This window comes from Alkalihalobacillus sp. CinArs1 (genome assembly GCF_947387515.1).
Taxonomy (GTDB): domain Bacteria; phylum Bacillota; class Bacilli; order Bacillales; family Guptibacillaceae; genus Guptibacillus.
In genome coordinates this window covers 305,025-330,000 of the sequence record NZ_CANDOB010000003.1, presented here as the reverse complement: position 1 = coordinate 330,000, position 24,976 = coordinate 305,025, and the positions used below count along the sequence as shown (strand labels likewise).

Sequence of the window (24,976 nt, the reverse complement as noted above, 5' to 3'; positions counted from 1 at the left end):
TTGGGCTATAGCCAAGCGGTAAGGCAACGGATTTTGATTCCGTCATGCGCTGGTTCGAATCCAGCTAGCCCAGCCATTTTGCGGGTGTAGTTTAGTGGTAAAACCTCAGCCTTCCAAGCTGATGTCGTGGGTTCGATTCCCATCACCCGCTCCATTACATAATTTTAATTAAGACTTTTCCAAGAATGGAAAACGTGGTATACTAACTTTCAGTTATCGTATCACACATACTACCATGCGCCTTTAGCTCAGCTGGATAGAGCAACAGCCTTCTAAGCTGTGGGTCAGAGGTTCGAATCCTCTAAGGCGCGTATCTCAAAACCTCTGAGTGGTTACACCACTCGGAGGTTTTATTTTGTGAGTGAAGATAATGACGAGGAGTTCAAAAAGGCGAACATTCGCGTGAAAAATCAACCCATTATTAATTTTTGCGTATATTCGCACTCGTATCTCTTGATTTTCCCGCTTAATATGCTACTATATCCGTAGAAACCTTATTGCAGTAACTGACGACAAATGTGGAAGTAACCACAAGGGAGCTGTAATGAATAAAGCCGGTCGTCTGGGCGAAGAAATAGTGATATTTCTTAACACTGTCTAGGAGGAATCAGTTCATGTCAGAATCCAAATTATTAGATGGAAAAGCAGTTGCAAATCGTGTGAAAGAACAGCTTAAAGAAAGAGTGGAAGCACTTAAAACACAAGGTGTTACGCCCAGCCTCGCAACGATTCTTGTTGGAGATGATCCTTCCTCTGAAACGTACGTGCGTATGAAGGGAAATGCATGTGAACGTATAGGGATCGTATCAAAGAAGATTCATCTGCCAGAGGAAACAACCACCGAAACGTTGCTTGAAACCATAGAAGGACTGAACCGCGATGATGCTGTCCATGGTATTTTGCTTCAGCATCCTGTGCCGTCTCAAATCGACGAACGCCTTGCATTTGAGACGATCGCCATCGAGAAAGACGTCGATGGGGTGACGAGTGAAGGGTACGGACAGACTGCTCTAGGGTTTGGTACATACCCATCTTGTACACCTGCAGCAATTATGAAGATTATGGAAGACTATGACATTAATCCTGAAGGTAAGCATGCGGTCGTTGTAGGAAGAAGTCCTATTCTTGGAAAGCCCGTTGGTGCACTTCTTTTAAATGAAAATGCTACAGTCACGACGTGTCATTCGAGAACTGTTAATTTGGCAACTCATGTTAGTCAAGCTGACATCGTAGTTGCCGCTGTAGGAAAGCCAGAGTTCATCAAGGGTGAATGGATCAAAGAAGGAGCAATCGTCCTCGATGCTGGTTACAATAAAGGCAATATCGGTGATGTCGAATACGAAACAGCAAAAGATAAGGCGTCAGCGATTACTCCTGTTCCAGGAGGCGTTGGACCTGTTACGATCGCGATGTTATTAAAACATACGGTAGATGCTGCAGAAAAATCTGTAACTAACTAACGAAAAACTCGGGTATGATCCCGAGTTTTTTTATGTAGGAAAGCACATTTCATGAGCATTTTACTAATTGGTTTGGGAATACTGTGTTAGTCTCGTAATGAAAGATCATTAGTGAAGGGAGCATGAATAATGAAACTAGAAGGTAAAGTTGTACTCGTTACAGGCGCAAGCAGCGGAATAGGTGAAGCGATCGCACGCCATATAGCTGATGAAGGAGCTAACGTGGTACTTGCTGCACGTCGAGAAGAGAAGTTAACTGATCTCGCTCAGTCTTTAAATGATCAATCGAACGGAAAAGCGCTCGTAGTGAAAACGGATGTAACCAAAAAAGAAGACATGGAAAACTTGGTTAAAGAGGCGAAAGATACATACGGCAAAGTTGATATGATCATTAACAATGCTGGTGTTATGCTACTTTCGTTCATGAAAAATGATGAAGTGGATCAGTGGACTCAGATGGTAGACGTAAACATTAACGGTGTTCTTCACGGTGTTCACGCAGTCTTACCTGACATGCTGAAGCAGGAGAGCGGCCACATCGTCAATGTTTCAAGTGTTGCTGGACACGAAGTATTTCCTTCTAGCAGCGTCTATAGTGCAACAAAATACGCTGTTCGTGCACTATCGATGGGACTCGAAAAAGAACTTTCGAAAACAGGAGTCCGCGTAACAAACATCTCACCTGGTGCAGTGGAATCTGAACTTACAAACCATATTACTGACGACGAAGTGCTAGAAATGTTTAAAGATCGAGCAGCTTCGATGAAGAAGCTTCAAGCTGATGATATCGCACGTGCTGTCGTTTATGCACTAACACAGCCTGATTACGTTAACGTTAATGAAGTGGTTGTTCGACCGATGCAGTAATAGACTGGCGAACGTAAGCTTGAACCCAATGAGAATCATTGGGTTCTTTTTTTGTTTCCGAAAACTTCCAAAAAAACCCTTGGAACATCGAATATCAATAATAATGGCTATCCGAATCCCGCTTTAATCCAAATATATCAAAATTAGACGAAAAAATTTAGGTGCTCGATCGCTTGATATAAATAGGTTTTAAAGAAAAGGTTAGATTTCCTCTCACTTAATTTTCTGAAAAATACTTTAATAATTACAGAAAGTGCGTTAGTGTAATTATTAACGGAATAAATAAGGAATATGTCCGAAAATAAAGAGGGGGAATGGCCTTGAGCTTTAATGACCAGAAAGATAGCTATGAAGTTGAAAAGAAATCGATCGTTTCAAAGGTACTTGATGGCGTGGAGCGAGCAGGTAATAAGCTGCCTCATCCATTTATGTTGTTCGTTTATTTATCAGTTGGAATTATCTTATTGTCGTTCGTTGTAAGTATGTTCGATGTGGAAGTGGTCCATCCAGGTACGAAAGAAGAAGTGGCGATCAAAAGCCTCATGTCTGGCGAGGGTCTTACGTATATCCTGACTTCCATGTTATCGAACTTTACTGAGTTTAAGCCGCTTGGGCTCGTGCTAGGAATGATGCTCGGAATAGGATTGGCTCAAAAAGTCGGCTTAATTCAGACGTTTATGAAAAAAACGATTATCAATGCACCACCACGTTTTGTAACATATGCGGTTATCTTTACAGGGGTATTAGGAAACCTTGCCTCAGATGCAGCTTTTATTATCGTACCGCCGATAGCAGCGATGGTGTTTTTAACGCTTGGGAGGCACCCGATAGCAGGTCTCGCTGCTGGATTTGCAGGAGTTGGTGCTGGTTTTACAGCAAATATTATTATCGCTGGTACAGATGCTTTACTCTCTGGTATCTCAACAGAAGTTGCCAAAAATATCAGTGATGACCTTGTCGTGACACCAGTAGATAACTGGTACTTCATGTCGTTCTCAGTCATCATGCTGATGGTTGTAGGTGCTTGGGTCACGGAGAAAATAGTTGAACCAAAACTAGGAAAATACGAAGGAGAAGTAACAAAAGAGTTAGAGAAAGTAACGGACGTCGAATCGAAAGCATTAAGGAATGCAGGGATTGCTGGTGGAATTTTTCTTACTATCCTAGCGTTAGCAACTTTCTTACCAGGCGCTCCATTAAGTAATGAAGACGGCGGATTGATTCCTTCACCATTCTTAGATGGTATTGTTCCGATCATCTTATTTATGTTTATCACAGTTTCGGTTGCCTATGGCGTTACTGTTGGCAAGATAAAAGGAACAAGCGATGTTCCACGCTTCATGGGTGAATCTATGAAAGATATGTCTGGATTCATCGTGCTTATTTTCGCGGCAGCGCAGTTTATTGCCTACTTTAATTGGAGCAATATCGGTGTTTGGATTGCGGTATCAGGAGCAGAATTCCTACAAAGTATCAATATGACAGGATTACCTGTTATCGTAGGCTTTATTTTCTTAACAGCCATTTTGAATCTATTTATATTCAGCGGATCTGCTCAGTGGGCGTTGATGGCACCCGTATTTATACCGATGTTTGCCTTACTAGACTTCAACCCAGCGTTCGTACAACTTGCCTATCGAATCGCCGATTCTTCAACGAATATCATTACGCCGTTAAATCCTTATGTACCAATGGTCCTTGCATTTATGAAAGAATACGATAAGAAAGCAGGGTTCGGTACGCTGTTCTCTGTCATGCTACCGTATACAGTCGTATTTCTTATCATATGGACAGCGATCTTTATTGTGTGGACACTACTTGGACTTCCGATTGGACCAGGAATTCACATGAAACTATAATTACTACTTGGAGTTGATGGTATGAATTTTGAACTGAGCAACAACCGTATACAAGAAATCATTGAAATGAGAAGACATCTTCACAGAAACCCTGAAGTTAGTGGAGAAGAACGAAATACTGCAACGTTTATATGTAATAAATTGAGTGAATATGGCATCCCCTTCGTCTCAGGAATCGCTGGGAATGGTATCAAAGGTATTATAGATGGAGGGAAGTCCGGTCCAACTGTAGCATTAAGAGCTGATATCGATGCACTTCCAATCGATGAGAAAACCTCTTGTGAATTTACGTCTACTACCGATGGTGTTATGCATGCATGTGGACATGATGCCCATACCGCTATGTTACTTGGAGCTGCGAAACTATTAGTCGAACGAAAAGAAGAGATAAGCGGCAAGATCTTATTAGTGTTTCAACCTTCAGAGGAAGATGCGCCAGTTGGAGGATCGCAGCCGATGATGGACGATGGCTTGTTTGAAGATGATGAGCCTGATGTTATATTCGGACAGCACGTTTGGCCAGACCTTCCTGTTGGGCAAATCGGTATATCTGATCGAGAGATGATGGGGGCATCTGATCGGTTTAAAGTTACGTTTAGAGGAAAGGGCGGGCATGCTAGTATGCCGCATCAAACGACTGATGCCATTATGATCGCTAACACTGCAATCATGCAATTGCAGTCGATCGTTAGTCGAAACATCGATCCTCTTCAATCAGCTGTATTGACAGTGGGGAAGATCGAAGCGGGGTATCGCTATAATGTTATAGCAGATACAGCTGTGATAGAGGGCACGATTCGCACGTTTGATCCATCTGTGAGGAAACAAATGAAAGAGCGTTTTTATCAAGTGATCGAAAGCAGCTCCGCTTCGATGGGTGGAGAAGCGATAATCGATTATGTTGAAGGATATCCAGCTACCATTAATCATGAGCGTTGGGCGAAACGAGTAAGGGAAACGGCAAGAAAACATTATGGAGAAGAAGCTGTTCCTTCTGTTAACCCATCTCTTGGAGGAGAGGACTTTAGCAGGTATTTACACCGGTATCCAGGAGCGTTCTTTTGGTTAGGAGTTATGCCGGACAGTGGGAAGCCGTTTCCACTTCACGATCCATATTTCGAATTGAATGAAAAAGCTCTATCGATAGGCGTAAAGATGCTTGCTAACGTTGCAGTCGATGCACTAGAGGAGCTGAAAGTAACGTGAGTAATACGTCTACTATCGAATTGAGTAAAAGGGAAGAGAGTAACCTGGTTTCATTACGCAGGGATTTTCATTCATACCCTGAATTAGGTTGGACTGAATACGTAACAACTTGGAAAATTGCAAGTGCTCTTAATAACCTTTCGTTTTCTTTGTATATCGGTCATGAATCACTCGAGCATAGTGCGAGAATGGGTCTTCCAACACCTGAACAAATCGTCTTTGAAGAAGAACGAGCGAGAGCATATGGTGTCCCAGATGACATGATGAAAAAAATGGCTGACGGCTGTACTGGATTAGCAGCTGTGCTGGATACCGGGAAGGATGGACCGCACATAGCTCTTCGATTCGATATCGATGCTTTACCGATTCAAGAAGATCGTTCAACTGATCACTTTCCCGTTCATCAAGGCTTTGCATCTACTCGAGACGATGTGATGCATGCGTGTGGCCACGATGGTCATACAGCAGTCGGAGTTTTTCTTGCTAAGTACCTAGATGATATAAAAGATCAACTGAATGGTAAAATCACAATCTTGTTTCAACCTGCAGAAGAAGGCGTTCGAGGTGCCAAAGCGATGGTTGAAAAAGGATTGCTTGATGAAGTTGATTATTTTTTAACAGGCCATCTTGGAATCATAGAGGGACGGAAAACAGGAGAAGTAACCACTTGTACGGGAGGCTTCCTTTCTACTTCAAAATTTGATATCGAATTTAGTGGAAAGAGTGCACATGCTGGAAAAGAACCTGAAGCAGGGAACAATGCGCTCTTAGCAGCAGCTTCAGCAGCACTTCATCTTCACGGAATATCCAGGCACAGTGATGGTGCCACAAGAATAAACGTGGGGACGCTAAATGCTGGCCGGGGAAGGAATGCAATACCTGATCGAGCAAATATGGAAGTGGAAACAAGAGGTGAATCTTCAAACCTAAATGACTATATGGCAAGAGAATTGGAACGAATCGTTCACGGAGCTGCTCACATGTATAACGTTAACGTTACTAGTAAATTGATGGGGCACGCATCTTCTGCTGATAGCGATTCAACATTGTCCGAAGTGGTACAAACTGTTTTGAGACACTCGAATTGCGTTCATACGGTACATGATTTCGGAGAACTAGGTGCTTCTGAAGATGCTACGCTCATGATGGATAAAGTGAGAAAAGGCGGAGGAAAAGCGGCTTATCTGTTATTTGGAGCAGAATTAACCGAAGGACACCATCACCCATCATTCGATTATGATGAATCCGCATTAAGGATTGCATTTGAAACATATCTTAACACGATTTTGAAACTTCAGGGGGAGTATAGATGTTAAAGGTCGATGAACAGTGGTTATCTGATATTACTTATCAGGTAAATTGTACAGATACCTTGCTTAAAGAAGAAGGATTCACAAGGCTTGGGTTCAGTAAAGAAGAAGAAAAAGCGATTCAGCAGTTTACAGAAATCTCAACGAACTTAGGGTTGCATACTAGACAAGATGAGGCGGGGAATGTGATTGCGAAATGGGAAGGTTCTGATTCTAAAGATGCTCCCATTGCGATCGGCTCACACCTTGATACAGTAAAACATGGTGGTGGCTTTGATGGAGCTGCTGGTGTCATTTGTGCTCTAAGTGCAATCAAAACCCTTAAAGATAGCGGTTTTACACCATCAATCCCAATCGAAGTAATTTGCTTTAGGTCTGAAGAGTCGTCAAGGTTTGGCGTCTCGACAATCGGTAGTAAAGCAATGGCTGGACTCCTTGATAAAGAGGCGATCAAGGATGTGAAGGATGAGGATGGAACATCGGTTCAAAAAGCTGTAGAAGAAGTTGGGTTAACGTGGAGCAACTTTGAGAAAGCCGAACGAATGAAATCAGAGTTAAAGCAATTTATTGAACTTCACATCGAGCAGGGGACGAGAATTGAACAAGCTGGCTCTTCGTTTGGAATTGCACGAGCAATTGCTTGTCCAGTAAGGTTGTCCATTGAACTTTCAGGAAAAGCGGGTCATACCGGAACGACTCCGATGGATAATAGACGAGATGCTCTATGTGCAGCTGCCCCTTTAATTTCTTACGTTTCTGAAGAGGCAAGTAGACGTTCTGAAGCAAGTGATTATCCTGTAGTGGCAACAGTTAGTACGTTAACTGTTGAACCGAACGTGATGACCGTAATACCTGACACTGTTCAGTTAGGAATCGATATAAGAAGCGTTGATGATGAGCTAAAGAGAGAGCTCGCAGAAGCTATTGAGAAGAAAATCATTTCACTTGCAAATGAAAGCAGGGTAGAATGCCGTGTTGAAACTCTAGTTGATGACGATTCAGTATTTCTTGATCCAGAGACGTTAGCAAGCTTAAAACGAGTGGGCGAAAATCTTGGATACAAAGGATTTGATATGGAAAGTGGAGCTGGTCACGATATTATGAATATGGCACACAAATGGCCGACCGGACTTCTTTTCATTCCGTGTAAAGACGGGGTGAGCCATCATCCTTCAGAATTTGCCAGCCAAGAGGATATGGTTATGGGTGCTGAAATCATCGCCCATTATTTAAAAAATGAAGCATAAGATCAACCCCTTCTAAGAGGAAGGGGTTTTTTCTAGTATAGAAATCTTTGGTATAGTAAAAGAAAAGGTGTTGGAGGGTGTGCGATGAGAACGAAGCTTGGAATTCTCGGACCGGAAGATTCGATCATGAGAATTAAAGAAGTAGCAGAAAAAATGACAGACCTTGACGTACTCTATTTTCCTTATGAGCACGCCGCACAGTCAGAATCGATCATAAGGGAAAATAATCATAAGATCGATCACTGGTTTCTGTCTGGACCTGCCTTGTATCACTACTTATTAAGAAAAAACTTGATTAATGAAGAGAATGCCAGCTTTCCAGACCTTTATGGAGCAAGTTTGATGGGCTCTATCGTTGAAATGATGACTACATCCCACACCTCGATCAAACGGGTAAGTCTAGATACCATTCAAAAGGCTGAAATGGAGAGGGTAAGAAGCGAGTTTGCTATCGAAAAAATAGCTTTCACTTTATATGGACAGCAAGAATTTCTGCCTGCTGAAGATGTAATTGCTTTCCATAAAGATCTTTATGAACAAGGTAAAGTAGATGCGGTGATGACGTGCATAAAAACCGTTCATCTTAAAATGAAAGAACTTGGGATACCGTGTTTTCGAATTTCACCTTCTCGACTTAGTATCGAGTTAGAACTCAGATACATAAGGGAGTATGGTCAGGCGAACTGGTATAGGAAATCTTCTCTTGGTATTGTTGGTGTAGAAGTAAATGCCAAAAGCCTTCACCAAGAACAACAATTTTATTCCTATAAGATCAAACAGCAGATTTTAGACCTTAAACGATTACTATTAAATTTCTCTGAGCAAGTTCAAGGCTCATTCGTTGAAGTTGGAGATGGCTTGTTTTTTATCTATTCTACAAGAGGAGAGCTTGAAGTCAGAGATGATCATTTCTTACCAGCAGTCGTTCTAGATGATATGGAAAAACAAACAGGATTGTCTGTTCATCTTGGTATCGGTTATGGCATGACTGCATGGGGCGCCGAACAAAATGTAAGACATGCCCTTAGATTATCGAGTAATGATGAGGAAAAACAAGCTGTCCTCGTTGATGAAGAGAAGAAAGTAACGCTCTATAAGAACGATGAACGTGTTAGCTACCAAGAACGAATTCTCGGAGACGAATGGAATGAGAAACTAAAAGAAGCAAAGCTCAGTCCTGCAGTCGTGTCGAAACTTTCTTCCTATTACCGTCACTACGGTAGAGAAGCTGTTACGGCAAATGATATAGCAGGATGGTTGAAGAGCTCCGATCGAAATGCGCGTAGAATCTTAATGGAATTAGAACGGTTAAACTTAGCAGCAGTAAAAGGTGAAGAGGCTGCCGGTCAGAGAGGCCGGCCAAAGAAGGTTTACGAGCTTTACATATAAAGAAAAGCCAGCAAATGCTGGCTTTTAAGATTCATTCTCACTCTTTTTATAGATTCGCTCCACGACTTCCTGAAGCGAATCGGGCTTATGAAACTCGATTGGAGAGAAGCCTTTTTCAAACGTAATCGAATCGGCTTCGATTGCAAGTACGTATTTTCCGTTCACTTTCGCTAAGTGAATACTTTCTCCAAAATCAGACAGCATCGCTTTAACAGAAACATGATCGAGCTTAAGCTTCCATTCTACGTCAGGAGATTGTTCCACGATCTGCGAAGTAGCTTCCACTACTTGCTCTGTGGTAAAGTGCTCTTGTAACTCTCTCTTAGGACTCGCCGCCCATTCTTCCATCACCTGTTCGAACTGTTCTTTTTCTTCGCTTTCTGGTTGGAACGTTTCTTGAATGTGGTCCTGAACGATATCCATGGTTTGTGTTTTCACGATTTCAGGCATCGATTTTTCATATTCGACCCACTTCAAGAAGTCTTCGAAGTATCTTGCGTGTGAGGACTGGTGAACTTTAACTTCGGCGCTATCGATCATGCCCTCTTCTGGCATGTAGGGGTATTGGACGGATTTCATGTTTTTTGTTGTAATGGCCATCTCGATATTTTCTATTAGCGTATCTTCGTTAGTAATTGTTGCCACTTTCGGTTCGAAGTCACATTTCATTATAAAAAGGAACGGGTCGTCGAATAGTTTAGTGAGCTTTGCGGATGCGACGATTAACACGCCGCCTCGAATCGCGCTCGTATCAAGATACATCTGTACGATTTGATCTGCTTCTGATTCAAAATCATCTGCCGTTTCAGAGTATCTTGCTCTGTGGAATAAATTAAAATTCGGATTAGATGTCAATTCATGACCAGGTTCAACCATAAAACGGCCGATTTTAGTAGGAGCTCCTTCGGATTTTGCGTGACGATCAACTTTTCTTTTTGTGATTTTCGCAAGCTCTCCATCTAAAAAAGATTTAAGGGGGCTATCGGTATATGTAACTTCATCTAGTGTTTGAAAATGTTTATACTGTGCTTCTTCATTTTCCTTCGGACCTTCTACGAGGTAAAAGGATAAATAGTTCATAGAAAATTCCATTTTATCACCTGTTTTCTTAATACGTTAATCAAGTATAGGCAAGGAAAATACATACGTCAATTGCTGAATCCAGTAATTTCTTGATATAGGCTGCTCGTCAGTTGTAAACCATAAGCATAAGAATGTTTAACCCTATAAGGAATAGGGGAAATAACGTTTAAATATGCAATATAAAATTTTATTTTTAAAAGCAATATTTGACAGAAATGTGAGGCTACATGATGAATATACAATTTGACCTAATCAACGCTCGGATAAAAACCGTATATGGACCAAGCACTCAGAACATACAAAAACTTACTTTTCATTCGAAAAATGCGACTGAATCTTCTTTGTTCTTTGCGATAAAAGGAGAAAATCATGACGGTCACTTGTATATTGAAGATGCAATAAAAAGTGGAGCAGTTGCTGTAGTAGGAAGCGATTCATCTATTTTAAAGAGATTTACCGAGAAGTATCCTGAGATAACGTTTGTAGATGTCGAAGATGTTCGCATCGCCATGGCTTATTTTTCAAAACACTTTCATAATAGTCCAGATGAACGGTTGAAAACAGTAGGCATTACAGGGACAAATGGCAAGACGACAGTAGCTGCATACGTAAGGTCGCTGCTAACTCTTCTAGGTATGCCATCGGGTTCGATCGGTACGTCAGGTATTTATACTTCGAAACATAAAATCCCTTACAAGAAGAGTACCCCGACTACCCCAGAATCAGTCGATCTTCATCAGATCTTCCATGATCTGATTGACGCGAATGATTCGGCGGTTGCGATGGAAGTTACATCGATCGGTTTGGATCAGAAGAGAGTTGCAGGCGTTTATTTCGATGTAGCGATTCATACGAACTTATCAGTAGAGCATCTCGAATATCATAAAACCTTCGAGAACTATAAGGAATGTAAACTTCAGCTGTTTCGTCAAGCGCATTCAGCAGTCATCAATGTGGATGATGAAGGCATGGGTCAAGATCTCTTAGATTTGTTTAACGGTCCTACTGTGACATATTCGTTGATGCCTGAAACAGAAGCAGATTTAAAAGCGGTTAATATCAAGCATAGTGATACAGGTACTACCTTCACACTGGAAGTCAATCAAAAGGCGTACGAGGTTTATGTACCCGTGTTTGGAGAGTATAACGTCGCTAACGTGTTGTCAGCGATCGGAACTGCAATGTTGTTAGGCTATAATATCCCTCGGATTCTTCATGTGCTGACAAAGCTTGAAAGCCCTGAAGGAAGGTTTCAAATTATCGAAGTACCACCTAATCAAAAAGTCATTTTAGATTACGCTCATACTCCTGTTGCATTAACGAGGCTCGTGGAAGAAGTTCGTAAGTTAAAGCACAGCCGATTAATCGTAATGATTGCAGGGATCGGAATCAGAGACTTTGAAAAGATGCCTAAGATGGCAAAAGCAATCGATGGGAAAGCGGATGAGATTATCGTGACGGTCGATCATCCAGGACACCATGACCCTTCGATTATCGTTGATAAAGTGATGACGGGTTTTAGTGACCCTCGGGCAACTCATATTCACCGCACAAATACAAGAAGAGAAGGCGTGCTTAAATCACTGGAACTCGGTGGAGAAGGAGACATTATTCTACTTACAAGTGGTTGTATCAACGGAGCACAAATCGTGAAAGGGAAGGAAATCCCCCATTCTGATGAAGACATTATTCACTCGTACTCATACATGACATCGTAACCCTCCTACGTGAGGGTTTTTGTGTGAAAAAAATGTAGTTGAAATAATCATGAAGGTAACGTACAATTTTATTTTTGAGATTGGTTAGAAGGGACGTAATGGAGTGACCTGGGAAATACTAAACATTATTGGAACAATAGCATTTGCGGCGAGTGGCGCCCTTGTAGCACTAGAAGAAGAATTTGATTTTCTTGGTGTAATCGTGCTTGGACTTGCGACTGCATTCGGTGGAGGAATCATTCGTAACTTATTGATCGGCGTTCCCGTCCCATCGATATGGGAGCAGGATAGGCTCATCATAGTAGCCATCGCAACGATTCTCATCCTATTCATTCTTCCTGCTTCTTGGATTAATTATTATTGGGAAAAATGGGGAAGTTTCTTTGATGCGATCGGCTTAGCTGCATTTGCCATTCAAGGTGCACTCTATGCAGAAAGTATGGGCTTACCATTCATAGCGGCTATGGTTGCAGCTGCAATGACAGGAACTGGTGGAGGAATCATCCGTGACTTACTTGCGAGAAGAAAACCGACTGTCCTCCAAAAGGAAGTATATGCCGTTTGGGCTATGATGGCAGGGCTCTTGATCGGCCTTGGCTATCCACAAGGATTAACTCCTCTCATGATCTTGTTTGGCATGATCGTCTTCTTACGAATGCTTTCGTTGAGACTCGGTTGGAAGTTACCTTACCGAACGCTTTCGTAACGATAAGTTAGCTTGTAAACGGAAAGTGAGCTAGAACTACAGAGCTCGCATATATATAAGAGCGTCGATTCGATTCGGCGCTCTTTTTTTGGCGTTTAGCAGAAGTAGAATACTTAACAAGTATGAAAAACAGTTATTTTTAAAAGTTTGTATAGTACAGAGGAAAAATTCAGGGGTGAAATATATGGTAAAATGTAGAAGTCGATCTTCTGTTAAAGAGCAGGATTGTTGAAGACTTGAGTTCGAGATAATAGGTATAGTTAAAACCTTTTTCAAAAAAATATTTAGATACGTTGCAAAACTCTCAGTCTTTATTAATAATTTATAATTTCCAATTTTTGTAGTATATTTATTATTAAGAAAATTAAATTGGAGGGAATAAAAATGGCTGATATTCAAAAACAATTTATAAGTTTTCACGATGATATTAAACTAAAACGATTTAAAGAAAACAAAGAATTACGAGAGAAGCGAGATATAATTACCTCTAAAATTAAAGAAGGAGTAAAAGTCAAATTTGAAGAAAGGGAAGAAAATGTTCCGGAAATAGAATTCATAGACCAAGGAAGTTATGCAGTAGACCTGGGCATTGTACCAGAAGATAAGGACTATGATATAGATGAAGGTGTGATTTTCAATCTTCATAAAGAGGATTATCCAGACCCCATTGAACTAAAAAAAATTATAAGAGATATACTAAATCACCACACTAACACTTCTCCAAAGATAAAGAACCCCTGTGTAACAATAACCTACTTATCAGATAATGAACCAATGTATCATGTAGATCTTCCTGTTTATTTAAAATCCAAATATACTAATGATTTGTATCTTGCATGGGGAAAGGAATATTCTAGTGATGAAAATAAATACTGGGATACAGCCGACCCAAAAGGTCTCAATGAGCATATAAGAAACTCTTTTACTGATAATGAGAAAAAACAATTTAAGAGAGTTGTTAGATATATGAAAAAATGGAAAGATATTTGCTTTCCTTCATCAGGAAGTGCTCGGCCACCTAGTATTGGCATAACTATTGCAGCAGTTGATTTATTTTCATATAAACAAACCTATGACCCTATTACAGGTGAATTTAAAGACAACGATTTAATTGCTTTAAAACACTTTGTTAGCAACTTTAAAGGCAGATTTATTCCACAGTGGGATTATGGACTAGAGAGAAATGTATATACAGTTGAATACCAATTACCTGTACAACCAAATCGGAATGTTTTTTCAAAGATGTCTAAATTGCAAATGGACTCTTTCTACCAAAAGCTAAACGATTTAGAAAGTGCACTTAATGAAGCAGAAACTATAAGTGATCCTCATGATTCATGTAAAATCTTAAGTCCTAAATTTTTTGGAGGGAAATTTCCTATACCAGTGTCTAAAGAAGCTAGATACAAACAGGTTGGATTATCTAGTGCCCCTTCTTCTAGTTCAGCTAAAGGTATTTAATTATGACAATCAATTACCAAAACCTACTCCTTGAGAAAGTTTATCTATCGGGAATTGAAAGTATTGACTCCTTTCAATATAAATTAATTTTCGAATTAAGAACTGGTTATCAAATTCCCTTAATTCTAACTTTTAGTCCTCAATTCCCAACCGAATTGCCAATCATTCACATAGATAAATCCTCTCATAGTATCCCTGATATTCCCCATGTAATGAGAAGTGGTTTAATATGCTTTTTAGATGAAGAGGGTGTTATTTGGAGTGATATACCCGAAAAAACAATTGATTTTGTTTTTGAAAGAGTAGAAAATGTATTGATTTCTAATCCTCCTCAAGAAGAATATCATCGAGAATTCAGTTATTATTTTGGCACTTTAGAAAATGTCGAATTTGTTCTTTCAGTATATCCACCTGCAGATGAACCTGAAGAAATTTCGGTGTTTACAATTGGTAAGAAAGCATTCGCTTTTTTAAAAGGTGATATGGAATCTAAAACATTATTGGGAAGGTTATTTAGTACCAACATACACTCCAGAAGTCTTGAAAAAGCACATTATATTCCTTTAGAAAAAACGTTTGAAGGAGCTGTTCCTCAATTAGATCGGTTTTGGAGTAACAAGGAAATATCTAACATTATTCGATCACATATAAATCACAAGATGCTAATTGATATACAGAAGTTTTCTATGAACAAAAGTAAGCATTATTATTTGATTAGAATACCATTGTTAAATGGTGAGCAAACAGTGATTGGATTGAAATACGAAAAGATAAATCAATCTCTTTCAAAAAGAGTTATTCCACTAATTGATGAGGATATTTCTGATGAATTTAAAGTAACCCCCTATTTTGTATTTAGAAATGATGACACAACTTTATTACAAAGAGGTGGCGGTGTTAAGAAGTCACTCAATATTTTATTAATTGGGTGTGGATCTATAGGAAGTGATTTGTTATTTATATTAGCTCGATCTGGCATCAAACAGTTTACTCTGGTAGATAACGATGAATTAAAAATCGAAAATTCGTATAGACATTTCTTGGGAATGAATAAATCGATTGGAAGAAACTACAAAGTTGAACTACTAAAAGAAGAATTTGAAAAAAGATATCCAAACGTGAAAATTAAAATAAATGCTAAGGAAGCAATAAGAACAATAAACACTGGAAAAGTAGATTTAAATGACTATGATTTGATATTAGTAGCTATTGGAAATCCAAATGTAGAAAGGAAAATTAACAGACTTATATATAATTCATCTACTCCGGCTATTTTCACTTGGGTTGAAGCATATGGTTTAGGTGGTCATGCACTAGTCTCCAATAATGGAAATCAAGGTTGTTATGAATGTTTGATAGATAATGAATTAAGAATGTATTCTTCATTTGCAGGTGAAAGCGATGTTCCTTTCACTAGAAATATGAATGGGTGTGCTGGCTCTTTTACTCCTTACGGAAGTATAGACTCCATGGAAACAGCTTTACTAGCCGCAAGGTTAGTTATGAGGTTTTTAGAAGGGGATATAGAAGGCAACCCCTTAGTTTCTTGGAAAGGTTCTTCAGAGATTTTTCGATCTGAAGGCTTTCATACATCTTGGCGATATAATAAATCATTAGATAGTTTGAAGCAGGATAACTATGATTATATTAATCCTACATGTGATATCTGTGCTGAAAAACAGATGTGGTCTATTACCCATGATTGTTATTAAATATAATGAGGACTTGATATTAATAGAACAACATGTAATAGAGTTCATAGAAGGAATGAGACAACAAAAGTCATATCATAGAGAGACAGGAGGCATGTTGCTTGGCTCAATTTTATCTGTTAACAATGGCATAGTTATAAGAGATTATACTAAACCTTTAAATGGAGATTACTGCTCTAGATTTAAGTATATTCGTCAGAAACATAGTCATAATGCGATTCTACAGAAAAAATGGAAGCAAAGTAATCATACACTAATGTATCTAGGAGAGTGGCATACGCATCCCGAAAAAGATCCACATTATTCAAAGCAAGACATGAATAATTGGAAAAACCTATTGATAAGATCAGACACTTTTTCTAATAATTTATTGTTTATAATAGGCGGAATAGATAGATATAAATTATGGAGTGGTTGTCGTAAAACAGGTGAAATAGTCTTATTGTTTGAAGGAGAATATAATGAGGATAATTAGATCAGTTGAAGGGCTATTTAAATTAATTCAGAGTGATCCTGTGACTGCAATACTTATGTTATTAATATTAATATTTTCAAGCATTATTCTCTACAAGAAGTGGGTATGGCTTCAAATTGCTTACAATTGGATTATTAATCACATTCTCCGGTTTATGAAGAGGGATTTTGTAATGTTGGCTACTTTCACCAAGAAAGAGGCAAACTTCAATAATGTGAAAAAAGAGTATCAGGAGCAGGGATGTTTGTATATCTCTCAAAATTTTTTAAGTAAAACTAAAAAAGATGGAAGCATTAACTATAAAGACCTACAAAAAATCTTAGATAAACAAAGGTCTAAAATGAATACTGCAATAAAACGCAGTAAAAATTCAAACTCATTAATATATTTAGGGTTTCCACATGTGCCAATAGCATTTTTAGATGGATATCATTTTAAGAATACTGATGAAGCAATACTTTATGAATATCAAGGAGAAGACTCTGAGTGTCTTGGTAAAGGGTTTTACGAATTGAAAAGAAAGTACAATTCCGATATGAATATTATTAGTGATTTTGATATAAACACTAATTATGAGAAGGAGGTTGCTTTAAAATTAGAACAATCATTTTCACTAATGAATGAAGAGATAAAATTAGCTTCAGGGGTAGAACAAGTTATTTCTTTAGGATTAGAAACCCCTGGACGCTGGTCTGTAACTAATTATGCTCAAATCGAACTATATGAAAAAAAATTCATAGAGTTACTTTCTAAATTGAAGAAGAGCGGAGTGAACAGGGTTCATTTATTTGCTGCAACTCCTGTATCTCTCAGTTTTAGTCTGGGAAGAATAGTTGAACACTATCACCCAGATGTAATAGTTTATAACTACAATAACAACTCTTATGATTGGGCTATTAACTTAAGGACAGAAAAAATATTAAATATTAAGGAAAAATAACCTCTAATTCGCCTGATATAAATGAGTAATAAACTTATATCGTTGGTATGAAATACTATAGCAACTGATTAAAATCCAATAGCATTACTCCATAAACGGGAGCGTTGATCTAGAAAGGATGACGCTCCTTTTGATTAACTTAATACGTATATACGAAGGAGGAAGGGACCTAATGAGAAAATCAGTAGGTATTTTATTGGTACTATCCCTTGCATTAATAGGTTGCAGTTATGGAAATACACCTAATGAAGCTTCCTCCAAAGTAAAAGAAAAATCTATATCTGAGCAGCAAGTTACAACACACTTAGTTTACCAGGATGTTGTTATATTAGAGGTGAAGAAAACCAGCATCGTAATTGCACCACCTGCTTCAGATCCTGAGGCTTCTTACCCTGCTTACCTAGTATACATTGATGAAAATACTATAATAAAAGGCACCAAAGAAAAGTTTGATGAGTTAGTTGAGGGTGATGATGTTAGTGTAAGGGTTAACAATGAAGGTGCAGAAAAAGAGGTTGCAGAAAGTATCGTTGTCTACTAGTGGGCGTTCGTTGTTTCATTAAAGGGAGCGTTGATCTAAAAGGATTACGCTCCTTTTTGTTTAAGTTTAAAAGAGAACAGGGCCAAGGAGTTATAGGTGGAGTATGCGCCATTACTACTTCTGCACTCACTTCTGGTGTTTTTGGTACTGCAGTAACTGGTACCGCTGGAGGTGTGACTGGAGGAGGAGTTGCTTCATATGGATTATCATGGGGGCAAGAATGGCTTTATAACGGATCTAAGCTAACATATAGGGTGATTATTTGTATAAAATTGTTATTGGATTTGTAATTGCTAGCATAATAGGGTTAGTTTTATCAAAAGTATCTTCTATATTAGCAATAATAACGTTTAGTGGAATTTTAGGATTAGTATTTTATTATGAATTTGATAGATATAGACCTTATCCGTGGAATCTTATTGGTGGACTTATTTATCCAATAGGTGTGTCGATAATAATGTTAACTCGATCGGATATCATATTGATTGTTATTATAGTATTAATGGCTCTTTTTTTAGCTTTAGCTCCTTCAGAAGAATAGTAAGTGAGTAAAATCTCTAGTGAAAAAGTGGGTAATGAAGAAGAAGGAAGCCTACAGAGGATTAATTGAAATTAAATCTATAACTATCATAATACGAAGTCTTTTACAATCGGGAGCGTTGCTTCAGGAAGAATAAATTAAATTAATATAATTCCAGTGCAGTTTAAAGAATATTCGAAACTAAAATGTTTGGAAAAATTTAAATTAGTATGAAAATAGGTGGCGTAATGAAACGGTTAGTTATTATCACAGTAGGTAAAACCCATAGTGGAAAAACTACATTTGCAACAATGTTAGAAAGTAAGTTAACCAATTCTTTTATAATGGACCAAGATAATAATGCTGAATTTTTAAATACATATTATAAGAGTTTACTACCAAAACAAGGACCTAACATTTTGAAACATTCTATATCAAGAGTAATAATTAATTATGCTATAGAATACACAGACTTTCATATTATAGCTAGTAGTGCTAATCGTACAAGAACAGGGAGAAAATATTTGCTCGAAGAAATATATGATGAAAATGAATTTCTTAGTGTTATTGTTCATTTCGATATTCCTGATGAAGTTCTTCATAAAAGAGTAGCCAAAAGTCAACGAAGTACCAATATACTTAGAGGAGCTTATTCTAACTTTGAGGAAGTACTAATTAGTCAACAGAGTGGGTCTATGAATAAGGATGTTGTAAATCCAGAAGAAGGAGAGTCAGATTATTTATTTGTAATTAAAGATAATAAGGAAGTTGAATCTGTAATTAAAGAAATTGTTCATTTAGCCAAACAGTTATGATTGATTTTTCATTCTAATATTAAGTTAAAGGGAGCGTTTGCTAAATAAATTGCATTGTTTTGTATTCAATAGTATGAAAGTAATAGCCTTTATTTACTGAATAAATAAAAAACGTTTTATCATTATGTTACAATTACTCAAAATATCATCTACATATGAGTTATGATAACTGACCGATAATGATCATTTCACTACCCCGAAAATATTGAGAAGTTACTAGAAATTATCTAATTTAATGGTACTGAATGTTTAGTAAGACCCTTAAAATAGTAGTAAACGAGGAGGTTCAACACCTTATGTAAATACACCCTTTTTTAATCGATAACAAAAAACGATAAAAAGGGGTAGTTAGAATGAAATTATCATCTTTTCGGTATTTATGGATAGGACAAGCCTTCGCTAATCTTGGCGATGTTTTTTATATTGTAGGATTAATCTCTATTATGTTCGCAGCCTCACAGTCAGCATTCTATTTAGCTATGCTGCCATTTATTAATACAATTGGACGGTTTATAAGCGGATACCTCTCTCCCATATTATTTAATAGGTACCCGTTAAAAACACTCTTATCCGGTTCTCAAAGCAGTAAAACCGTTGTACTGTTTATTTTGGCGTTCATCATCACAACTTTTTCTCAAGATGGAATGCTGATTATTCTGCTTTCTATTTTCATCATTGCCTTCCTAGACGGATGGGCAGCACCAGCTAGCCGTGCAATGCTTCCAAGGTTAGTAGAGAAAAAGGAAATTGTTAAAGCAAATAGTTTTTTCTCTGTTATTAATCATGTGAATCAGCTAGGTGGTTGGGCACTTGGAGGGGTATTGGTTTCCTGGATAGGAGGTCAGACCGTCATATGGGTAACGGTTATCTTATTTACTCTATCTAGTGCTATGATGCATCTGATTCAAGATCCAACAGAATTTACTTCTAGAAATGGAAAGGATCCTATAGGAGCGGTTTTGAGGCAAGGTTGGAAAACGATTTGGGAGACACCTGTATTTAGGAAAATTCATGTTGTGATCTTTATAGAATCGATAGCAAATGTTGTGTGGATAGCTGCTATTATCTATGTTTTCGTTTCTCAAGTTCTTCATAAAAGTGAAGCATGGTGGGGGTATATTAATACCACCTTCTTTATTGGTCTTCTTGTTGGTGGCTTGATTTGCACCACCTTCTCATCAGTCATTGAAAAGAATTTGAAGCAGTTAATGCTATATTCTTCAATCAGTGCAAGTGCATTAACTTTTCTTTTTGGCTTTAATGATATTGCATGGATTGCCTTACTTTTGTCTGTGTTATATGGGATCGGAGAGCAGATTAAGGGGATTACAATTGAAACTTACCTTCAGAATGAAGCGACAACCGAAGAATTGCCCAAAATTTATGGAGCACAGGGAGCCTTGACTTCTTTAACGTTTGGACTGTCCTCATTGTTGCTAGGTGGCATGGCGGATCTTTTTGGTGTACAGCAGGTATTTCTATTATCCGCAACATTATTAGCGATCGCTGCTATTTATATTCTAGCTTCAAAACAATATTTTAAAACTAAGTATGCACATAATCATCAAGCATAAAATTTTCTCTACGGGAAGACTGCACTAATCAACGGTGTGGTCTTTTCTTTAACAATCGGGAGCAAATTTGAAAGGAGTTATTAATGTGAGAGTAACCATAGCTTTAACTCATTTCTCTCCTACTCTTAATGTATCGGAGAATCTGGGAAGAATGATAGCATTAATATCCAATGCAAAAGAAAATGATATTGTAGTAATGCCCGAAGGTTGCTTATCTGGATATGACGAGAATTTGAGTTTTCTGGACTCTACTGTTGCTTTTCATATCGAGTCGTCATTCGAGCAGCTACAATCCATTGTTGATGAAAGAAATATACATTTATTATTTGGCTCATGTATTTTTGAAAGAGGAAGTTGGTACAACGCAGGTATCTATATGGCACCTCATAGAAAAAGGCATACATATAAAAAAGTAAATTTAGCCTACCAAGAAAGGGGTATGTTGCAACCAGGTAGTGAATTATCGTGTTTTGAGTTACACCTAGGAGATTCAAGCATACTTGCTTCAATACAACTATGTCGGGAGATTAGGTTTCCTGAGCAATGGAAAGCCTTGGCCCAAGAAGGTTCACAAATTACTTTCTATTTAACTAATGTAACCAATTCAGATAATCTATCTGTTTGGAATGCGCATTTAATTAGTCGTGCTGCCGAGAACCAAAGGTTTGTAGTATCATCTAATATATCTCACCCTGAGCAAGGCTGCTCCTCCATGATTGTATCTCCTAAGGGGAAAATTATTAAGAAGCTCCAAGATGATGTAGAATCCATTGAAAGAATTACTATTGATTTAAACGAGAATTCTAATTGGTATGTAAACCAAACTCGTCGGGACGTTGTTAATATTGTGACGAGTTAAACCATGCATATTAAGATAACCAATATTAATTAGAGACAGAGCGGAGGATGCACGCCATGGAAATTAAAGGACTTAACCACTTTCTCTTTTCTGTATCTGACTTGGAACGATCTATAGATTTTTATAAGCAAGTATTTAATGCTAAGTTACTTGTAAAAGGAAGAAAGACGGCCTACTTTGATCTTAATGGATATTGGCTAGCTTTAAATGAAGAGAAGGATATACGTAGGAATGACATATCAAAGTCCTACACTCATATAGCCTTTTCGATTGAGGAAGATGATTTTGATCATACAAATGAAGAGTTAAGACGGTTAAATGTAAACATTCTGTCAGGTCGGAAAAGGGATAGTCGAGATAGAAGATCAATCTATTTTACTGACCCTGATGGTCATAAGTTTGAATTTCACACAGGAACTTTGGAGTCGAGGTTAGACTACTATAAAAAAGAAAAGACACACATGGAATTCTATGATTGAGGATTGTAGAACTAGAGTGTTCAATTAAAGGGAGCATGTCAGTAATAGATAAATGTCAAAAAGAGAAAAATAAGGTGGGAATTATGCACCAATTAATTAATAAAGCACTCCAATCTTTCTTCCCAGAGTATAACGATCTGAAAGTTGAAGACGAGCTGCACATTGGAAGTTGGAATAAAGATGTGCACTATAAAATTAGTGTGAATAACAAATTTTATTCAATAAGGTTTATTGGTAACAATCGCTCCTCTAATAATGTGTTTGGAGAAATAACCGACGAAATTCTAACTGAGCAGATAAGATACACCGATTATCTAAATCAACAGGGAATACCTTTTATGGAAAATATCATTTCTATAGCTGGAGATCGATTTGTTTCCGTTGAATGGAAAGGTAGTATTTATCGCGTAGTGTTATTCAAGTGGGTTGAAGGCAAACATATAACCGCATGTACAAATAGTTTTACTAAACTTGTAGGCAATACAGTCAGAAATATTCATACTGTTACCCGGAATTTTAGCAGTTCTGTCTTTGTACAGGAATCACATTTAACGGGTTATGCCAAGTTTATATCTCAAATTAAACACAAACGTGATACTACAAAACTCTCCCCTGATATAGCCAAAAAACTAAATTCTTATCTACATATAGCTGAAAACCATATCATTCGATCGAAAACAGATGAGTTAGATTTTATTGTTCAGTCGGATTTAAATCCTTTAAATATGCTATGGAACAATAAACATGAACTCGCAGGTATTGTTGATTTTGAATCAATAGGTTACACGGATCGAATTGAAGGGTTAGCTTGGTTAATCAAATGGTACTCCAGAATCGATGGAATAGGATCAACTCAAATGTCACCAGATTTAGCTAAAACATTGTTTGATTCCTATATGTTTGAAAACGCGTTTTCTTTCAAAGAAAAGGATCGCTTACATTCTCTTTTGTGGTTATCTGGCTGCATGAATTGGAACTTTGTGAAAAAAACAATAGAAATCATAGATTTACAAGATAAGACTACCTTAAAACAACATATTAGTTTCTATATAAAGCGTGGAGAGAAGTTAAAGTCATTACTTTCTCAAATGTAGAGCAAATAAACCATAAATCCATCTGCAACAAAATGGAGCGAAGAATTAATTCTTCTATGAGGAGTGAAATGCCAGTGTTTGTCAAAGTGTATGAATATCAAATACATCAAGAAAGCATAGAAGAGTATTATCGAATTCAGCAAAAAGCTGGAGAAATCTATGAAAAGTATATCGATGTTAAAACGACTTACTTACAAAGCAAGGAAGATCCATCAAAGTGGATAGAGATTGCAAAATATGAAAGTGAAGAAGATTATCAAACGGCGATGGAACTAATAAATCAGGAAACGGAGATACAAGAATTATTTAAATCCTTCGAAGCTATCCTTTTATCCGACATAAATTTGATTAGGGATGAAGATTTCTTGGATATAAAAAAATTATCAAACTCTTAATCAACAATCGGGAGCACTTGATAATCAAGAAGTGCTCTTTTTCCGTCTCTAACAGGATAATTATTATTAAAAGTATATTTTTTATTTCCATATTGCTGAATAACATTATGTATGAATTGTACTTTCGTCGACCATACTAGAATCTAAAATAATTGATTCATGGTTTAGGAGAGTGAATGTTTTGTTGTTATCTGAAGCATGGGAAAAGTATCAGCTTGATAAGAAAATCGAAGGGTATTCGCCTCTAACGATAAAAACATATGGCTTTCAGCAGGATATGTTAAAACGATACTTTGGGGATATCGATATGAACCTTATAACGACCGATCAGTTAAAAGGTTATCTGATTGAAGCTGGTGATCAATTAAAACCTTCCAGTTTGGGTCACCGAGTTCGGTGTATTCGATCATTATTCAAGTGGACGTACGAAGAGGGATTTATTCATAAAAACCCTGCTGCTAAATTGAAAGAGCCTAAAGTTGGAAAGAGAATACCAAAGTTCTTAACCGAACTTGAAATCGAACAATTAAGGGAGGCATCCCAAGGTAGCATGGAAAATGCCTTATTTGAATTTTTCTATTCAACAGGATGCCGAATAGGTGAAGTTGTAAAGCTGAATAGAAACGACATTAACTTTTCGACGAATTCCGTTATTGTACATGGAAAAGGAGATAAAGAAAGGGAAGTTTATTTCAACACACGTTGCTCTCTGTGGTTAAAACGCTATTTGGATGAACGAGATGACGACCAAGAGTGCTTGTTTATTACTGAGAGAAGGCCTAAGAAGCGTATGAGTATTGATTTAATCAGGTATATAATTAAGCGGATATCTAGTCGGGCAGGTATCAATAAAAGCATCCATCCCCATCAACTAAGACACAGTTATGCTACTCATATGATAAATAACGGGGCTCCAATTGAAGTAATCCAAAGTCTTTTGGGACATGAAAAAAGTGAAACCACAAAAGTGTATGCTCAGCTTAGTGGGAAACTAAGGCAAGATTTATACAGCAAGTATTTCTAAAACACGTTCTTTGAGAGCGTGTTTTTTTATTTGCAAAAAAATAGTTATTGAGTAAATTTGTTAAATTTGAAATAATTGGTATTAAGTATTAACAATTTGAAAAATATGTAATGATTTTCACCGATTACTATGGAGTTTTTCCCCAATGAACATGAAAGTTACTCATCCAGAATTATAATTAAAGATTTTATTACTAGTGCCAAAGAAGTGGAATGGATATAAGTGTAATAAATAAAGATAGA

Annotated in this window: 23 protein-coding genes, 3 tRNA genes and 1 riboswitch; of the genes, 25 read left to right on the top strand and 1 reads right to left on the bottom strand. The window is 37.6% G+C overall.

Annotated features, from left to right (window positions below; translation table 11 throughout):
* The first annotated feature begins 1 nt into the window (after nucleotide 1).
* The 10 genes from PFZ69_RS17405 (at nucleotide 2) to PFZ69_RS17360 (ending at nucleotide 9,338) form a co-directional block, all read left to right on the top strand.
* Nucleotides 2–76: transfer RNA gene (locus PFZ69_RS17405), tRNA-Gln, on the top strand.
* A 4-nt stretch (nucleotides 77–80) separates the two neighbouring features.
* Nucleotides 81–154 (top strand) — tRNA-Gly (locus tag PFZ69_RS17400).
* Nucleotides 155–237: 83 nt separating this feature from the next.
* Nucleotides 238–311 (top strand) — tRNA-Arg (locus tag PFZ69_RS17395).
* 181 nt (nucleotides 312–492) lie between these two features.
* Nucleotides 493–575: riboswitch (ZMP/ZTP riboswitch) on the top strand.
* A gap of 39 nt (nucleotides 576–614) precedes the next feature.
* Nucleotides 615–1,460: a bifunctional 5,10-methylenetetrahydrofolate dehydrogenase/5,10-methenyltetrahydrofolate cyclohydrolase gene (locus PFZ69_RS17390; RefSeq protein ID WP_270182362.1), complete on the top strand. Its 846-nt coding sequence runs from the start codon at nucleotides 615–617 to the stop codon at nucleotides 1,458–1,460.
* 126 nt (nucleotides 1,461–1,586) lie between these two features.
* Nucleotides 1,587–2,327 (top strand): SDR family oxidoreductase, encoded by a 741-nt coding sequence (locus PFZ69_RS17385; protein WP_270182379.1) that lies wholly within the window; start codon nucleotides 1,587–1,589, stop codon nucleotides 2,325–2,327.
* A 368-nt stretch (nucleotides 2,328–2,695) separates the two neighbouring features.
* Nucleotides 2,696–4,186: an AbgT family transporter gene (locus tag PFZ69_RS17380; RefSeq protein WP_442865208.1), complete on the top strand. Its 1,491-nt coding sequence runs from the start codon at nucleotides 2,696–2,698 to the stop codon at nucleotides 4,184–4,186.
* A 21-nt stretch (nucleotides 4,187–4,207) separates the two neighbouring features.
* The gene (locus PFZ69_RS17375) at nucleotides 4,208–5,392 is read left to right on the top strand and encodes a M20 metallopeptidase family protein (protein ID WP_270182360.1); all 1,185 of its coding nucleotides are present in this window, start codon (nucleotides 4,208–4,210) and stop codon (nucleotides 5,390–5,392) included.
* On the top strand, nucleotides 5,389–6,708 hold the full coding sequence (locus PFZ69_RS17370; RefSeq protein WP_270182359.1) for an amidohydrolase: 1,320 nt from the start codon (nucleotides 5,389–5,391) through the stop codon (nucleotides 6,706–6,708). Before PFZ69_RS17375 ends, PFZ69_RS17370 begins: the two co-directional genes overlap by 4 nt.
* Nucleotides 6,702–7,949 (top strand): M20 family metallo-hydrolase, encoded by a 1,248-nt coding sequence (locus PFZ69_RS17365; protein WP_270182358.1) that lies wholly within the window; start codon nucleotides 6,702–6,704, stop codon nucleotides 7,947–7,949. Before PFZ69_RS17370 ends, PFZ69_RS17365 begins: the two co-directional genes overlap by 7 nt.
* A gap of 84 nt (nucleotides 7,950–8,033) precedes the next feature.
* On the top strand, nucleotides 8,034–9,338 hold the full coding sequence (locus tag PFZ69_RS17360) for a hypothetical protein (RefSeq protein WP_270182357.1): 1,305 nt from the start codon (nucleotides 8,034–8,036) through the stop codon (nucleotides 9,336–9,338).
* Between the two features lie 24 nt (nucleotides 9,339–9,362).
* On the opposite strand, the gene PFZ69_RS17355 is transcribed toward PFZ69_RS17360, so the two are convergent.
* Nucleotides 9,363–10,430, bottom strand: a complete 1,068-nt coding sequence (locus PFZ69_RS17355) for a DUF3900 domain-containing protein (protein WP_270182356.1) — start codon at nucleotides 10,428–10,430, stop codon at nucleotides 9,363–9,365.
* Between the two features lie 221 nt (nucleotides 10,431–10,651).
* On the opposite strand from PFZ69_RS17355, the gene PFZ69_RS17350 reads away from it, so the two are divergent.
* The 15 genes from PFZ69_RS17350 to PFZ69_RS17280 all read left to right on the top strand — a co-directional run bounded on the left by PFZ69_RS17350 (nucleotide 10,652) and on the right by PFZ69_RS17280 (nucleotide 24,734).
* Nucleotides 10,652–12,139, top strand: coding sequence for a UDP-N-acetylmuramoyl-L-alanyl-D-glutamate--2,6-diaminopimelate ligase (locus tag PFZ69_RS17350; protein WP_270182378.1), 1,488 nt, complete (start codon nucleotides 10,652–10,654; stop codon nucleotides 12,137–12,139).
* Nucleotides 12,140–12,242: 103 nt separating this feature from the next.
* Nucleotides 12,243–12,845, top strand: a complete 603-nt coding sequence (locus tag PFZ69_RS17345) for a trimeric intracellular cation channel family protein (protein ID WP_270182355.1) — start codon at nucleotides 12,243–12,245, stop codon at nucleotides 12,843–12,845.
* Between the two features lie 384 nt (nucleotides 12,846–13,229).
* Nucleotides 13,230–14,306, top strand: a complete 1,077-nt coding sequence (locus PFZ69_RS17340) for a nucleotidyltransferase domain-containing protein (protein WP_270182354.1) — start codon at nucleotides 13,230–13,232, stop codon at nucleotides 14,304–14,306.
* A 2-nt stretch (nucleotides 14,307–14,308) separates the two neighbouring features.
* A complete protein-coding gene (locus PFZ69_RS17335; RefSeq protein ID WP_270182353.1) occupies nucleotides 14,309–16,018 on the top strand; it encodes a ThiF family adenylyltransferase in 1,710 nt (569 codons plus the stop codon).
* Nucleotides 16,005–16,493 carry a Mov34/MPN/PAD-1 family protein gene (locus tag PFZ69_RS17330; RefSeq protein WP_270182352.1) on the top strand — a complete coding sequence of 163 codons (489 nt, stop codon included), beginning with the start codon at nucleotides 16,005–16,007 and terminating at the stop codon, nucleotides 16,491–16,493. Before PFZ69_RS17335 ends, PFZ69_RS17330 begins: the two co-directional genes overlap by 14 nt.
* Nucleotides 16,480–17,433, top strand: coding sequence for an SAVED domain-containing protein (locus PFZ69_RS17325; protein WP_270182351.1), 954 nt, complete (start codon nucleotides 16,480–16,482; stop codon nucleotides 17,431–17,433). The genes PFZ69_RS17330 and PFZ69_RS17325 overlap by 14 nt, the downstream gene beginning before the upstream one ends.
* Before the next feature lie 172 nt (nucleotides 17,434–17,605).
* Entirely contained in the window at nucleotides 17,606–17,974 is a 369-nt protein-coding gene (locus tag PFZ69_RS17320; RefSeq protein ID WP_270182350.1) for a hypothetical protein, read from the top strand.
* 262 nt (nucleotides 17,975–18,236) lie between these two features.
* On the top strand, nucleotides 18,237–18,515 hold the full coding sequence (locus PFZ69_RS17315) for a hypothetical protein (RefSeq protein ID WP_270182349.1): 279 nt from the start codon (nucleotides 18,237–18,239) through the stop codon (nucleotides 18,513–18,515).
* 227 nt (nucleotides 18,516–18,742) lie between these two features.
* Nucleotides 18,743–19,309, top strand: coding sequence for an AAA family ATPase (locus tag PFZ69_RS17310; protein ID WP_270182348.1), 567 nt, complete (start codon nucleotides 18,743–18,745; stop codon nucleotides 19,307–19,309).
* Nucleotides 19,310–19,662: 353 nt separating this feature from the next.
* A complete protein-coding gene (locus PFZ69_RS17305; RefSeq protein ID WP_270182347.1) occupies nucleotides 19,663–20,883 on the top strand; it encodes an MFS transporter in 1,221 nt (406 codons plus the stop codon).
* An 85-nt stretch (nucleotides 20,884–20,968) separates the two neighbouring features.
* Nucleotides 20,969–21,742, top strand: a complete 774-nt coding sequence (locus PFZ69_RS17300; protein ID WP_270182346.1) for a carbon-nitrogen hydrolase family protein — start codon at nucleotides 20,969–20,971, stop codon at nucleotides 21,740–21,742.
* A 56-nt stretch (nucleotides 21,743–21,798) separates the two neighbouring features.
* Entirely contained in the window at nucleotides 21,799–22,221 is a 423-nt protein-coding gene (gene fosB / locus PFZ69_RS17295) for a metallothiol transferase FosB (RefSeq protein WP_270182345.1), read from the top strand.
* 35 nt (nucleotides 22,222–22,256) lie between these two features.
* Nucleotides 22,257–23,315 (top strand): phosphotransferase, encoded by a 1,059-nt coding sequence (locus tag PFZ69_RS17290; protein ID WP_270182344.1) that lies wholly within the window; start codon nucleotides 22,257–22,259, stop codon nucleotides 23,313–23,315.
* A gap of 68 nt (nucleotides 23,316–23,383) precedes the next feature.
* Nucleotides 23,384–23,710: a hypothetical protein gene (locus PFZ69_RS17285; RefSeq protein WP_270182343.1), complete on the top strand. Its 327-nt coding sequence runs from the start codon at nucleotides 23,384–23,386 to the stop codon at nucleotides 23,708–23,710.
* 181 nt (nucleotides 23,711–23,891) lie between these two features.
* On the top strand, nucleotides 23,892–24,734 hold the full coding sequence (locus PFZ69_RS17280; protein WP_270182342.1) for a tyrosine-type recombinase/integrase: 843 nt from the start codon (nucleotides 23,892–23,894) through the stop codon (nucleotides 24,732–24,734).
* Nucleotides 24,735–24,976: the final 242 nt, after the last annotated feature.

Coding starts and splice junctions, on each gene's coding strand:
- PFZ69_RS17390 (WP_270182362.1), top strand. CDS start 615: ATGTCAGAATCCAAATTATTAGATGGAAAAGCAGTTGCAAATCGTGTG.
- PFZ69_RS17375 (WP_270182360.1), top strand. CDS start 4,208: ATGAATTTTGAACTGAGCAACAACCGTATACAAGAAATCATTGAAATG.
- PFZ69_RS17365 (WP_270182358.1), top strand. CDS start 6,702: ATGTTAAAGGTCGATGAACAGTGGTTATCTGATATTACTTATCAGGTA.
- PFZ69_RS17360 (WP_270182357.1), top strand. CDS start 8,034: ATGAGAACGAAGCTTGGAATTCTCGGACCGGAAGATTCGATCATGAGA.
- PFZ69_RS17355 (WP_270182356.1), bottom strand. CDS start 10,430: ATGGAATTTTCTATGAACTATTTATCCTTTTACCTCGTAGAAGGTCCG.
- PFZ69_RS17350 (WP_270182378.1), top strand. CDS start 10,652: ATGAATATACAATTTGACCTAATCAACGCTCGGATAAAAACCGTATAT.
- PFZ69_RS17340 (WP_270182354.1), top strand. CDS start 13,230: ATGGCTGATATTCAAAAACAATTTATAAGTTTTCACGATGATATTAAA.
- PFZ69_RS17335 (WP_270182353.1), top strand. CDS start 14,309: ATGACAATCAATTACCAAAACCTACTCCTTGAGAAAGTTTATCTATCG.
- PFZ69_RS17330 (WP_270182352.1), top strand. CDS start 16,005: ATGATTGTTATTAAATATAATGAGGACTTGATATTAATAGAACAACAT.
- PFZ69_RS17325 (WP_270182351.1), top strand. CDS start 16,480: ATGAGGATAATTAGATCAGTTGAAGGGCTATTTAAATTAATTCAGAGT.
- PFZ69_RS17320 (WP_270182350.1), top strand. CDS start 17,606: ATGAGAAAATCAGTAGGTATTTTATTGGTACTATCCCTTGCATTAATA.
- PFZ69_RS17310 (WP_270182348.1), top strand. CDS start 18,743: ATGAAACGGTTAGTTATTATCACAGTAGGTAAAACCCATAGTGGAAAA.
- PFZ69_RS17305 (WP_270182347.1), top strand. CDS start 19,663: ATGAAATTATCATCTTTTCGGTATTTATGGATAGGACAAGCCTTCGCT.
- fosB (WP_270182345.1), top strand. CDS start 21,799: ATGGAAATTAAAGGACTTAACCACTTTCTCTTTTCTGTATCTGACTTG.
- PFZ69_RS17290 (WP_270182344.1), top strand. CDS start 22,257: ATGTCAGTAATAGATAAATGTCAAAAAGAGAAAAATAAGGTGGGAATT.
- PFZ69_RS17285 (WP_270182343.1), top strand. CDS start 23,384: ATGCCAGTGTTTGTCAAAGTGTATGAATATCAAATACATCAAGAAAGC.